Source organism: Pseudomonas sp. LBUM1644 (assembly GCF_059716195.1).
On record NZ_CP166812.1, the window covers coordinates 2481836 to 2494859 of the forward strand.

Consider the following 13024-nt stretch of genomic DNA (forward strand, 5'->3'; position numbering starts at 1 on the left):
CAGCATTACAGTCCTTTTGAGGGTGTGGGGCTTTTTGGGGGGGAAGGTCAAGAGATCGCCCACGCAGATTTTTCACCCGATAAGAAAAACCGATACCCGCTTAAGGATTTCCCAGAGGCGGGGCAGGCACTTGCGGCCTTAGAGTCACGCCCAGCGTTCTGCTGTCGGAATTTCTACAAAAATAAGAAGGTGAAAAGCATGAGTCACGAAACGGTTGATATCAAAGCGTGGATCGACAACCGACCGGTTGCCCGATACCAGTGGCTCATCATGAGCCTGTGTTTCTTCATTGTTCTGTTCGATGGCTTCGATGTCGCCGTCATGGGGTTTATCGCACCGTCATTGATTCAGGAGTGGGGACTGTCGAAAGCGGCCTTTGGCCCGGTGATGAGCGCCGGCATGGTCGGCCTGGCCATCGGTGCGTTGACGGCGGGGCCGTACGCCGACCGCATCGGGCGCAAGAAGGTGCTGCTGTTTGCCGTGACCGGTTTCAGTGTCCTGAGCTTGGCGTGTGCTTTCGCGAGTAATCCTTATGAACTGGCCGCACTACGGCTGTTGACCGGTGTGGCGCTGGGAGCGGCACTGCCCAATACCACCACGCTGCTGTCGGAATACCTGCCGGAGCGTAACCGTTCGCTGTTCATCACCATCATGTTCACCGGTTTCAACATGGGGTCGGGGCTGGGCGGTTTACTCGCGGCCTGGCTGATTCCGAGCCATGGCTGGCAATCGGTGCTGCTGGCCGGTGGGATCCTGCCGCTGGTGTTGTTGCCGTTCCTTTGGTTGCTGTTGCCAGAGTCGGCACGTTTCCTGGCGGCTCGTAATGCGCCCGCCAGTCAGATCGCCAAAGTGCTGAACAAGTTGGGTGGGACTTTTTCGGCGACCACGAATTTCACCCTGGCCGAACCTCAGGTCCAGCAGAAGGCGCCAGTGCGCATGCTGTTCAGCGAGCGCTATCGGTTCGGCACGCTGGCGTTGTGGTTGACCTATTTCATGGGCCTGCTGGTGATCTACCTGACCATGGGCTGGATGCCGACCCTGTTGCGCGAGGGCGGTTTGTCCATCGAACGGGCGGCGACCATCACCGGTTTGTTCCAGATTGGCGGTACCGTCGGCGCGATCGTGGTCGGCTGGGCCATGGATCGGCGCAATCCGAACACGGTCATTGCGACGTCTTATGCCTTGGGCGGCGTATTCATTCTGCTGTTGGGCGCCTTCAGCCTGGAGTCGAGCCTGTTAGCGGTCGGCGTGATTGCCGCAGGTTTCTGCATGAGCGGTGCGCAGACCGGCCTCAATGCTTTTGCCCCCGGCTATTACCCGACGGATTTTCGCGCCACTGGCGTGAGCTGGATGCTCGGCATCGGTCGTTTCGGGGCTATCTTTGGCTCACTCATCGGCGGTGCGGTGCTCAGCCTGGGCTTGGGTCTGCCGTTGCTGTTCGCCTTGCTGGGCCTGCCGGCCTTCATCGCGGCGCTCGCGATACTGGCCAACGGTCATGCGCGGCGTCGGGTCAGTCAGACGTTGCTGGCGCAATAAACTTTTTCGAACAAAGGAACTCGTCATGGCACGCATCATCGGTGGCCTCGCTGTATCCCACACTCCCACCATCGGCTTCGCGGTCGATCACGATAAACAGAACGAGGCTGCCTGGGCGCCGATTTTCGAAGGTTTCGAACCGATCAAGGTCTGGTTGAAGGAGCAACAACCCGATGTGTTGTTCTACATCTTCAACGACCATGTGACCTCGTTTTTCTTCGACCACTATGGCGCGTTTTCCCTTGGGGTCGATGAGCGCTACGAGGTCGCCGACGAGGGCGGCAATCCCCGTGACTTGCCGTCGATTGGCGGGCATGCGGCGCTGTCGCGGCACATCGGCGAAAGCCTGATGGCCGATGAATTCGACATGAGCTTCTTCCGCGACAAACCGCTGGACCATGGCTTCTTTTCGCCGATGTCGGCGCTGTTGCCGTGCACACCTGACTGGCCGGTGGAGATCGTGCCGCTTCAGGTCGGCGTGTTGCAGTTCCCGATCCCAAGTGCGTTGCGCTGCTACAAGTTGGGGCTGGCCCTGCGCCGGGCCATCGAAAGCTATCCAGAAGACTTGAAGGTCGCCATCGTGGCAACCGGTGGTGTGTCGCATCAGGTGCACGGCGAGCGCTGCGGTTTTAACAACCCGCAGTGGGATCGGCAGTTCATTGATTTGCTGGTCAACGACCCGGTCCGCCTGACGGAAATGACCCTGGCGGAATTCGCGACCCTCGGCGGGCTGGAGGGTGCGGAGGTGATTACCTGGTTGATCATGCGCGGCGCGTTGTCGGCCACCGTGAAAAACCTGCACCAGGATTATTACCTGCCGTCGATGACCGGCATCGCCACCTTGCTCCTGGAAAACCAGGACCGGCCGGTGCCTGCCGACGTCAACGCACGCCACTTGCAGCACATGCAGCACCAGTTGGCCGGTATCGAGAAGCTTGAGGGGACCTATCCGTTCACGCTGGAGCGCAGCGCCAAGGGCTATCGCCTGAACAAGTTTCTGCATCGCATGATCGAACCGGACTGGCGTCAGCGCTTTCTCGACACGCCTGAAGTTCTGTTCGATGAAACCGGGCTGACGGAAGAAGAGCGGGACTTGCTGCGACGCCGTGACTGGCGCGGGTTAATCCAGTACGGCGCGATTTTCTTCGTGCTGGAAAAACTCGCCGCCGTGCTGGGTATTCCCAACCTGCAGGTCTACGCGGCGATGCGCGGGCAGAGCCTGGAGGACTTCATGAAAACCCGGAACCAGCAGGTGCTTTATTCGGTAGCGGGCAAAGCCCCGCGCTGATCATCCGGGGCTGACGCTCCGATTGTCTCGGGCGGCGCGGTCTGGCCGCCATCGCAACGAACTTGATTGAGTCACTGCGCCCGGCATTTCTGGGCGCAGCGGATTTTTATAGCCAAAAACCGGAAAACAATAACAATGAAAACCACCGTCAAACCTCGATTCTTCTTCACGCTGGCCGTCGTTTCCGCGCTCCCGCAAGCGGGTTCCGCCGCCGGTTTCCTGGAAGATGCCAGCGCGAACCTGAACCTGCGTAACTTCTACATCAACCGTAATTACACCAACCCGGCCTACCCACAAGGCAAGGCTGAAGAGTGGACGCAGAACTTCATCCTCGACGCCAAGTCCGGCTTCACCCAAGGCTTCGTCGGTTTCGGCGTCGATGTACTCGGCCTGTACTCGCAGAAACTCGACGGTGGTAAAGGCACCGGCGGCACGCAGTTGCTGCCGATCCATGACGATGGCCGTCCCGCCGATAACTTCGGCCGCCTCGGTGTGGCGCTCAAAGGCAAAATCTCTAAAACCGAATTGAAGGTCGGCGAGTGGATGCCGGTCCTGCCGATCCTGCGCTCGGATGACGGCCGCTCCCTGCCGCAAACCTTCCGTGGCGGGCAGGTGACCTCCACCGAGATCAGCGGCCTGACGCTCTACGGCGGCCAGTTCCGGCAGAACAGCCCGCGCAATGACGCGAGCATGGAAGACATGTTCATGAACGGCAAATCGGCGGCCTTCACCTCGGACCGTTTCAACTTTGGCGGCGGTGAATATACGTTCAACGACAAGCACACCCAGGTTGGCGTCTGGTACGCGGAACTCAGCGATATTTACCAGCAGCAGTATTTCAACCTCAATCACAGCCAGCCGCTCGGTGACTGGACGCTGGGCGCCAACCTCGGGTTCTTCAACGGTAAGGAAAATGGCAGTGCCCTGGCCGGCGACCTCGATAACAAAACCGCGTTCGCCATGCTCTCGGCCAAGTACGGCGGCAGCACCTTCTATGTCGGCCTGCAAAAACTCACCGGCGACGATGTCTGGATGCGGGTCAACGGCACCAGTGGCGGCACCCTGGCGAACGACAGCTACAACTCCAGCTACGACAACGCCCGGGAAAAATCCTGGCAGTTGCGCCACGACTACAATTTTGTGGCCCTCGGCATTCCCGGCCTGACCCTGATGAACCGCTACATCAGCGGCGATAACGTGCACACCGGGGCGATCACCGACGGCAAGGAATGGGGCCGCGAATCGGAACTGGCCTACACCGTGCAGAGCGGCGTGCTGAAAAACCTCAACGTCAAATGGCGCAACGCGAGCATTCGTAAAGATTTCAGCACCAACGAATTCGACGAAAATCGCCTGATCGTCAGCTACCCACTGAGCCTGCTGTAACAACTCACTCGGCGCGACGAATACCCTGTAGGAGCTGCCGCAGGCTGCGATCTTTTGATCTTTAAAGGCAAAAGATCGCAGCCTGCGGCAGCTCCTACAAGGTAGGCGTCGCACCGTCAGGCTACACGGCTGCCTGCTCGTGAATCACCAGGCGAATCATGTCCATCAGGGCTTGAGCCACCGGTGAATGCAGGCAGCCATTGCGATACGTCAGGCCGATGGCGCGGGTGGTCTGTGTCAGCACCAGCGGCAGGATGCACAGCTCGCCGGAGGCAATCTCCTGTTCCAGCTGATGCGCAGACACCGCCGCCAGCATGTCCGAACGCAGCAACAGTCCGCGAATGATCGCCATGTCGGCACTTTCCACCACGGGCCGAGGTGGCGCGATGCCGAACGCGGTGAAACACTCATCGAGCATTTTACGGGCCGGCGACCCTGCCCGAGGCAGCACCCATCGGGCACCGCTGAGCTCTTCCTGCAGGGCGCTTTTCGCATAGAGCGGGTGACCCCGGCGCGCCAGTACCACCATTTCTTCCGTGAGTAATGATTCGCCGACCAGGTCACTGGCGTAGGCCGCCGAGCGCAAGGCGCCGAAGATGAAGTCGACATCGCCGGCGCGCAGTTCCGTCGCCAGCAAATCGAACGGGCTTTCGTTGGTGATCACCTGAATCCCGGGATGCCTGGCCATCAACCGGACGATGGCTTCGGGCAATATACGCGTGCGTCCCAAGGGCAGGGCGCCAACCTGCACTACGCCGTGCAGGGCGCCACGGATGGCGGTGATGTCCGTTTCGATAAGACGCAATTCGTTCAGCGCACGGCGGACCGGGAACAGGATTTCCAGGCTGGCGCGTGTCGGTTGCAACCCGCGAGGCGTACGCTCGAACAGCGTTTGCCCGCAACCGCTTTCCAGGACTTTGAGTGTCGAGCTGACGGCGGGCTGGCTCAGGCCCAGCAGGCTGGCCACGGTCTGCATGTGGTGCGTTTCGCAGAGTTTGACGAACACTTTCAGGCGCCGGGCCTGGAACAGATAAAGCGGCTCGACGGCCTGTTTTTCGGCGTTACCCAGCAGCTTCGGCACGCTTTCCAGCTCCGCCAGTACCCGCCGTGCTCGCGGCAACAAGCGCTCGCCAAAGTCGGTCAATCGCATACCGTTGGCATGCCGTTCGAACAACGGAACATCCAGCCGGGTTTCCAGTTCGGAGATGGCGCGGGTCACCACTGACTGAGCCCGATAGAGCGCCACCGAGGCTTTGGATACGCTGCCATGATCGGCCACCCGGACAAAGGCCCGGACGTGCATCAGGCTAGGGAGTTCCGAGGGTTCCATGGCGGTTCATGCTCTGCAGGTCAGTGTTTCAGCCGGACTATGCCTTCGACCCGATGGGGTAGCAATAAAAAAAACGCATACCTCGAACACTCGAACGCATTACTCCGGCGGCACGTGCGGGTGCGATGCTCTTTCGACACGCAGGAGGAGCCCCCGCAATGATCGAATCACCGAAAAACGCGCTGGTTGTCAGCGCACACTCTGCCGATTTCGTCTGGCGTGCAGGCGGTGCGATCGCACTGCATGCGCAGCAGGGATACAACGTCCACATTGTCTGCCTGTCCTTTGGTGAGCGCGGTGAGTCCGCCAAGCTCTGGCGCAAAGGCGAGATGAGTGAAGACAAGGTCAAGGCGGCACGCCGCGAGGAGGCTCAGGCCGCCGCCGATATTCTGGGCGCCAGCGTCGAGTTTTTTGACATTGGCGACTACCCGATGCGCGCCGACAAGGAAACCCTGTTCCGCCTGGCTGACGTGTTCCGCAAGGTCCAGCCGGAATTCGTCCTCAGCCACTCGCTGAAAGACCCTTACAACTACGATCACCCGCTGGCCATGAACCTGACGCAAGAGGCGCGCATCATCGCCCAGGCCGAGGGCTACAAGCCGGGCGAGAAGATTGTCGGCGCGCCGCCGGTGTACAGCTTCGAACCGCACCAGCCCGAGCAATGCGAATGGCGTCCCGATGTGCTGCTGGACATCACCGACGTCTGGGACAAAAAGTACGCAGCAATCCAGTGCATGGCCGGCCAGGAACATCTCTGGGAGTACTACACCCGCGTCGCCTTGCAGCGCGGCGTACAGGCCAAGCGCAATGTCGGCATCACCTCCACCCGCACTATCGTTTACGGCGAGGGTTACCAGAGCATCTTCCCGCGTGTCACGGAGAACCTGGCATGAGCGAGCACATCGGCAAGACCGGCATCGTCGTGCGCAACATTCCCCGGGCCGAGACGGCGCTGGTTGATGAATTGAAGCGCTACGGTGTCGCGACCATTCATGAAGCGCAGGGCCGCAAGGGCCTGCTGGCGTCATCGATCACACCGATTCAGCGGGGGAGCGTCATCAGTGGCTCGGCGGTGACGGTGCTGGTCGCCCCTGGCGATAACTGGATGTTTCATGTGGCTGTGGAGCAATGTCGTCCGGGGGATATCCTCGTGGTGGCTCCCACATCGCCGTGCACCGATGGTTACTTCGGCGACCTGCTGGCGACCTCGCTCAAGGCTCACGGCGTGCGGGCATTGGTGATCGACGCCGGCGTGCGGGACACCCATACCTTGCGCGAAATGGGCTTCCCGGTCTGGTCCCGCGCTATCAGCGCCCAAGGCACGATCAAGGAGACCCTCGGCTCGGTCAACCTGCCCTTGGTGTGTGCCGGTCAATTGGTGCATCCGGGCGATGTCGTGGTAGCCGATGACGATGGGGTGGTCATCGTGCGTCGCGCCGAAGTGCCGCAGGTGGTCGAGGCCAGCCGCGCGCGTGCCGACCTGGAAGAGCAGAAGGCCTTGCGCCTGGCCAAGGGCGAACTGGGACTCGATATTTACAACATGCGTACGCGACTGGCGGAAAAGGGGCTGCGCTACGTCGACAGTCTCGATGAACTCGGAGACTGAACATGGGCCAGACACGCATCCCCTGTTTGCTGATGCGCGGAGGAACATCCAAAGGGGCGTACTTTCTTGCCAACGACTTGCCGGATCAGCCGGCACTTCGCGACCGCGTGCTGCTGGCCGTCATGGGCTCGCCGGACGAGCGCCAGATTGATGGCATCGGTGGCGGCGACTCGCTGACCAGCAAGGTGGCGATCATCAAGCCCAGCGCACGCGCCGAGGCGGATGTCGATTACCTGTTCGCTCAAGTCGTGGTCGACGAGGCGCGGGTGGACTATGGCCAGAACTGCGGCAACATCCTCGCCGGTGTCGGGCCGTTTGCTTTGGAGCGCGGGCTGGTGCCAGTGAACGGCGACGTGACGGCGGTGCGGATCTTCATGGAAAACACCGGGCAAATTGCAGTGGCGCTCGTGCCCACGCTCCATGGTGTAGTCAGCTATTCAGGCGATGCGCGAATTGATGGCGTGCCTGGGCATGCGGCGCCGTTGATCGTCGAGTTCGAGGACGTGGCTGGCTCCAGTTGTGGTGCATTGCTGCCGACCGGCAACGTGACTGATGTGTTCGACGGTGTCGAAGTGACGTGCATCGATAACGGCATGCCGGTCGTGCTGATCCGTGCCCAAGACCTCGGTCGCCGTGGTGATGAGCGCCCGGAACAACTGGAGGCCGACACGGATCTGAAGGCCCGTCTCGAGTCGATCCGCTTGCAGGCCGGGCCGCGCATGAACCTCGGCGATGTCCGTCGTCGCAACGTGCCCAAGATGTGCCTGGTTGCGCCAGCGCAAAAGGGTGGTGCGCTCAGCACCCGGACCTTCATTCCGCATCGCTGCCACACCAGCATCGGGGTGTTCGGGGCGGTCAGTGTGGCGGCGGCCTGTTTGATCGAGGGCAGTGTGGCGGCGGGTCTGGCCAGTGTCGGTGAAGGCGACGTGAAGCGGCTCTCGGTTGAGCATCCCACGGGCGAGTTCACCGTGGAGCTGCGGTTGCGGGATGGCCTGCTGGTGGGGTGTGGGTTGATGCGCACGGCCCGGTTGTTGTTTGACGGTGTGGTGTGTGTGCCGGATGTTCTGTGGGGCGCCTGAAAAGATCGCAGCCTGCGGCAGCTCCTACAATTGGAATGTATTTCCCTGTAGGAGCTGCCGCAGGCTGCGATCTTTTGATTTTTTCAACCCTCGGGGACGTGAGATAGACTCAACAGCGGACATCCGAGGATGGGAGTGACAACTGTGGCGGGATTCCAATGGATTCGCTGATCACGGCCGCCGCTAAGGCACTGGCGGCGGGGGATCCGCTCGGCGCGTTGAACCGTGTTGCTTTGCGCGACGACGCCCCGGCGCTCGCGCTGCGAGGGATCGCGATGGCGCAGTTGGGCGATCTGGTTCGAGCCAAGACGCTGCTGCAACGGGCGGCGCGGGCCTTCGGATCGAAAGAGCCCGTGGCGCGGGGGCGTTGTGTGGTCGCCGAGGCCGAGGTCGCGTTGGCGGCGCGTGACCTTGGCTGGCCAGTGAAGGCGCTCGATGCGGCGCGCAAAACGCTCGAGGCACACGGTGATCGGGTCAACGCGGCCCATGCGCGGTATCTGGAGTTGCGGCGTTTGCTGCTGATCGGGCATCTCGATCAGGCCGAAGGGCTACTCGCCGAACTTGACCCTGGGCCTTTGCCTCCGGCCTTGCGTGCGGCTCACGAACTGGTCGTGGCGGGGATTGCCGTGCGGCGGCTGGAGACGCAAAGGGCGCGGTCTGCGCTCACCAGGGCCGAGCTCGCCGCCCGCGCTGCCGGTATCCCTGCGCTGACGGCCGAGGTGCAAAGCGCAGTCCTGATTCTCGACACGCCTGCCGCCCGCTTGATTACACAGGGGCAAGCGCGACCACTGTTGCTGGAAGAGGTGGAGGCGTTACTCGGTTCTACCTCGCTGGTGGTGGACGCGTGCCGATACGTCGTACGTGGGGTCGGGATGTCGATCTCCCTCGCCACGCGTCCGGTGTTGTTTACCCTCGCTCGGGCGCTGGCCGAGGCCTGGCCCGCTGACGTGTCGAGGGAATCGCTGATCGCCCAGGCCTTTCGGCTGAAGCTGACGGATGAGTCCCACCGCGCGCGGTTGCGCGTCGAAGTCGGGCGACTGCGTGCGGCGCTTAAACCCTTGGCCGGTGTGACGGCAACTGCGCGCGGGTTTGCCCTGGTATCGCTGGTGGCGCCTGACGTCGTGGTGTTGGCGCGTCCCGTCGAAGAGAAACACGCAGCGGTGTTCGCCTTCCTCGCCGACGGTGAATCGTGGTCGAGCTCGGCCCTGGCGCTGGCCCTCGGCGCCAGCCAGCGCACGGTGCAACGGGTGCTCGACGAACTGGGCACCGAAGGAAAAGTGCAGTCGTTCGGTCGCGGGCGGGCGCGGCGGTGGATGACCCCGCCGGTGCCGGGTTTCGCGACGACCTTGTTACTCCCGGTTCCATTCGCCGGTGACTAGGATGAACGCCACACAACCCGTGACGAGGACATCAACATGAAACACTCAACCGCCGACATCCTCCAGGAATATGGCCCCTTTGACGGTGTCGACGCCGTGCATGGCGTCACCTGGGATGGTCAGCGCGTCTGGTTTGCCTCCGGCGACAAACTCAACGCCCTCGACCCCGCCAGCGGCAAGACCCTACGCTCGCTCGATGTCGCCGCCCATGCCGGCACCGCCTTCGATGGCGAACACTTGTTCCAGATCGCTGAGGATCGTATCCAGAAGATCGACCCGCAGACTGGCCGCGTACTCCACACCATCCCGGCTCCCGGCGGCGGCAACGATTCGGGGCTGACCTGGGCCGAAGGCACCTTGTGGGTGGGCGAGTATCGGCAGCGCAAGATTCATCAGATCGATCCCGACACCGGGACAATTCTGCGCACCATTGAATCGAACCGCTTTGTCACCGGGGTGACCTGGGTCGAAGGCGCGCTGTGGCATGCCACGTGGGAAGGTGATGAAAGCGAATTGCGCCGGATCGACTCGACCACCGGCGAGGTGCTGGAAAGCGTGAAGTTGCCGACGGGCGTTGGCGTGTCCGGGCTCGAGTCTGATGGCGGTGATCGTTTTTTTTGCGGTGGAGGTGGAAGCGGGAAGGTGAGGGCGGTCAAGCGGCCTTCATGAAGGGGTTGGCACTTACGTAAATAGACAGAGTCAAGCGCAGGCACGGGTAGTCAGGGATATTCCTGCCGAGTTGAGCCCGCGCTGCGGGCCGCCACTCAACGAGCATCGACCTTATTGCGCTTTGATTCGATAAGCGCTCGCATATCAGCCATCACCTGATCGTGCGGGACATTCGGCCGTGGATCATCGAGAGACTTGTACCTTCGCACGGAACCAGCGGTCATAGCTGGCGGCCTGCTCTTCGGTTTCGAACTCTGAAACAATGGGTGAAAGTTCGGCGCTCATAGTGGCCTCCAGGACAGTTGCTGATCAGTTCAATCGGTATGTGGCTCGCTGTTGTTGCCGCCAAGATGAAATGCCTTCCAGATGAGGGCGGGCATCAATCATTTATTTCGTACCAGTACACCTTCTCGTCGATGCAAGTGTGCTTCTGCTTCAGCACCTGCAGCGGCGTATCCAGCGTCCCGATGGCAATAGAGACCCAATCCGAAAACGGTCCCTTCGAATCGGACCAGAACAGCGAAGAGCCACAGTTGGAACAGAACTGGCGGATGACGCCAACGGATGATTCGTAGCCCTTAAGCATTCCGGCGTCGGCCATGATTGAAACCGCTGATCTGGGCCTCTTCGCGCAAATTAACGATTGGTAAGAACTAGGCAGATCGCCCGGAAGGACCCCGGCGATTTGTGATGGCGCGCTGTCAAACTACAGGTGGGTGAGTCTCTCGTTCCGGGTGACGGTGCCTGGCAATACCTTTAACGAAAACGCCAAGCTGCCCCTCGTCCGGCTTCCGACCCGTAAATTCGCCTGCTGGGTTGTTGGCCAAAGGCATATCGGTTGCCTCTAATACTCGCTACCAGCATCGATGGCCAGGAAGGTTTTGCAGTGCTGGAAGTGCGGGTCTTTGAGTTGGCTTACATAACGCCGCTCAAATAGTGACGGCCGATGGAGGGGCCATTGAGGTCAACTCAAATGCTTCACAAGGCACAACCTTCGTGGCCCGCATGCCAATTTTGGACGAGCGAACTGCGGCGGGCCGCCGTGTTTCGGACTTGTTCAGCGATCAATAAGTCCTCAAGAGAGGAGTGGCTCTTAAGCGCCGTAAGACACTGCCTTTCCACTATCCGCTGACCCATCGTGAAGATGTCAACGGCTTCAATGGGATCCGTGGGTCGAGAGAGTGTCGTGGGATCGCGCCTTCTCACACATCGCAGCCGAAGGGATAGGCTATATACGGATAGCGCACGGTCTCGGCCCCATCCTTCGCCGTCTTGTTCCTCTCACCAACTTGGAGCAGCTGATTGGCCTTGGCCTCGGCCTTCCATATGGCATCGATGTCATCAACGACCAGCAATCGTGTGCGTGATTTCAGCGGTGCTACGTCCATCATCGTGGGCTCACTCCTAGACTCAGCGTCCATATGCCGCTGGCAGCGTAACCTAAGGTTCTTGGGACAGCTATTGTCCTGCAGGCTTGGGGCTGCCTTGTCATCCATTCGGCATTGCGGGATAGTATGCTTGGCAGCGAAAAGACCGACGTCTTACAAGGAGCGGTGATGTCCACATCTAGCAGTTCCGGCGCCCCCGAAAAGCCCACGATTCTTGCGATTGATGACTCTCCCGACAATCTCTGGCTACTTTCCGGCCTGCTGAAGGATAAATACCGTATCAAGCTATGCGGTTCCGGCGAGAAGGGCCTGGCAATTGCGCGCGGTGAGACCGCCCCGGACCTGATCCTGCTCGACGTGATGATGCCCGGTCTGTCTGGCTACGAGGTCTGCCGTCAGCTCAAGGCCGATCCGGCCACGCAGCACGTTCCCATTATCTTCCTGACCGCCATGACCAGCACGGCAGACGAGGAACGAGGTCTTGCGCTGGGTGCTGCAGATTTCATCACCAAGCCGATCAATCCGCCCATCGTGTTGGCCCGAGTTGCCACACAGCTGCAGGCCAAGGCCGGCGCCGACTTTCTGCGTGACCAGAACCAGTTCCTCGAAGAAGAAGTGCAGAAGCGTGCGCGCGCGATTACGGCGATCCAGGACGTCACCATCCTTGCCATGGCCTCGCTTGCGGAAACGCGCGACAACGAGACCGGCAACCACATCCGGCGTACGCAGAATTATGTGCGCGCACTTGCGCAGGCCTTGCGGGAGCGGCTCCCACGTTTGCGTGAGCAGCTCTCTGATCACGTGATCGACCTACTGTTCAAGTCGGCGCCACTGCATGACATCGGCAAGATCGGTATCCCGGACCGCATTTTGCTAAAACCGGGTCGCTTCGAGCCGCACGAGTTCGAGATCATGAAACGGCACACCACTCTGGGCCGCGACGCGATCCAGCATGCTGAGGACATGCTCGGCGTGCCCGTGGAGTTCCTGCAATGTGCCAAGGAGATCGCCTACAGCCACCAGGAAAAGTGGGACGGCAGCGGCTATCCGCAAGGCCTGTCTGGCGAAGCGATCCCACTGTCGGCCCGGATCATGGCAGTCGCCGACGTCTATGACGCATTGATCAGCCGCCGTGTTTACAAGGAGGGCATGTCGCACCAGCAGGCGTTGAGCATCATGCGCGAGGGGCGCGGCTCGCATTTCGATCCGGACATCCTCGATGTGTTTTTCGATCTGGCAGAGGAGTTTCGGCGGATCGCGCAACGCTTCGTCGATTCCGATGCCGACATCGCCCAGAAGGCGCAAGACCTGGCCCTGGCCAAGGGCGATGGCAGCTTCGCCGGGTGAATGAGTTCCATCGCAA

At 61.0% G+C, this 13024-nt stretch carries 12 protein-coding genes and 1 pseudogene; 9 read left to right on the forward strand and 4 right to left on the reverse strand.

Features of this window, described 5'->3' with window-relative positions; genetic code table 11:
• Nucleotides 1-198: 198 nt before the first annotated feature.
• From ACA052_RS11210 to ACA052_RS11220, 3 genes are all read left to right on the forward strand, one after another.
• Nucleotides 199-1536: an MFS transporter gene (locus tag ACA052_RS11210; RefSeq protein WP_497649717.1), complete on the forward strand. Its 1338-nt coding sequence runs from the start codon at nucleotides 199-201 to the stop codon at nucleotides 1534-1536.
• Between the two features lie 25 nt (nucleotides 1537-1561).
• The gene (locus ACA052_RS11215; protein ID WP_497649718.1) at nucleotides 1562-2824 is read left to right on the forward strand and encodes a gallate dioxygenase; all 1263 of its coding nucleotides are present in this window, start codon (nucleotides 1562-1564) and stop codon (nucleotides 2822-2824) included.
• A gap of 135 nt (nucleotides 2825-2959) precedes the next feature.
• Nucleotides 2960-4210 (forward strand): OprD family porin, encoded by a 1251-nt coding sequence (locus ACA052_RS11220; protein WP_497649719.1) that lies wholly within the window; start codon nucleotides 2960-2962, stop codon nucleotides 4208-4210.
• Nucleotides 4211-4331: 121 nt separating this feature from the next.
• On the opposite strand, the gene ACA052_RS11225 is transcribed toward ACA052_RS11220, so the two are convergent.
• Nucleotides 4332-5540, reverse strand: coding sequence for a LysR family transcriptional regulator (locus ACA052_RS11225; RefSeq protein ID WP_497649720.1), 1209 nt, complete (start codon nucleotides 5538-5540; stop codon nucleotides 4332-4334).
• Between the two features lie 158 nt (nucleotides 5541-5698).
• Here ACA052_RS11225 and galB point away from each other — a divergent pair, with 158 nt between their 5' ends.
• From galB to ACA052_RS11250, 5 genes are all read left to right on the forward strand, one after another.
• Nucleotides 5699-6433, forward strand: a complete 735-nt coding sequence (gene galB, locus ACA052_RS11230; protein ID WP_497649721.1) for a 4-oxalmesaconate hydratase — start codon at nucleotides 5699-5701, stop codon at nucleotides 6431-6433.
• Entirely contained in the window at nucleotides 6430-7146 is a 717-nt protein-coding gene (locus tag ACA052_RS11235) for a 4-carboxy-4-hydroxy-2-oxoadipate aldolase/oxaloacetate decarboxylase (RefSeq protein ID WP_497649722.1), read from the forward strand. Before galB ends, ACA052_RS11235 begins: the two co-directional genes overlap by 4 nt.
• A 2-nt stretch (nucleotides 7147-7148) precedes the next feature.
• Entirely contained in the window at nucleotides 7149-8225 is a 1077-nt protein-coding gene (locus tag ACA052_RS11240; protein ID WP_497649723.1) for a 4-oxalomesaconate tautomerase, read from the forward strand.
• A gap of 158 nt (nucleotides 8226-8383) precedes the next feature.
• Complete coding sequence (locus tag ACA052_RS11245) at nucleotides 8384-9604, forward strand: helix-turn-helix domain-containing protein (RefSeq protein ID WP_497649724.1); 1221 nt, start codon at nucleotides 8384-8386, stop codon at nucleotides 9602-9604.
• A 36-nt stretch (nucleotides 9605-9640) separates the two neighbouring features.
• Nucleotides 9641-10273 carry a Vgb family protein gene (locus tag ACA052_RS11250; RefSeq protein WP_497649725.1) on the forward strand — a complete coding sequence of 211 codons (633 nt, stop codon included), beginning with the start codon at nucleotides 9641-9643 and terminating at the stop codon, nucleotides 10271-10273.
• Between the two features lie 95 nt (nucleotides 10274-10368).
• Here ACA052_RS11250 and relB read toward each other — a convergent pair.
• The 3 genes and pseudogenes from relB to ACA052_RS11265 all read right to left on the reverse strand — a co-directional run bounded on the left by relB (nucleotide 10369) and on the right by ACA052_RS11265 (nucleotide 11664).
• A pseudogene (gene relB, locus ACA052_RS11255) lies at nucleotides 10369-10558 on the reverse strand (type II toxin-antitoxin system RelB family antitoxin).
• A gap of 94 nt (nucleotides 10559-10652) precedes the next feature.
• Complete coding sequence (locus ACA052_RS11260; RefSeq protein WP_497649726.1) at nucleotides 10653-10874, reverse strand: GFA family protein; 222 nt, start codon at nucleotides 10872-10874, stop codon at nucleotides 10653-10655.
• Nucleotides 10875-11475: 601 nt separating this feature from the next.
• Nucleotides 11476-11664, reverse strand: coding sequence for a hypothetical protein (locus tag ACA052_RS11265; protein WP_497649727.1), 189 nt, complete (start codon nucleotides 11662-11664; stop codon nucleotides 11476-11478).
• Nucleotides 11665-11829: 165 nt separating this feature from the next.
• Here ACA052_RS11265 and ACA052_RS11270 point away from each other — a divergent pair, with 165 nt between their 5' ends.
• Nucleotides 11830-13008 (forward strand): HD domain-containing phosphohydrolase, encoded by a 1179-nt coding sequence (locus ACA052_RS11270; RefSeq protein WP_497649728.1) that lies wholly within the window; start codon nucleotides 11830-11832, stop codon nucleotides 13006-13008.
• The last annotated feature ends 16 nt before the right edge of the window (nucleotides 13009-13024 follow it).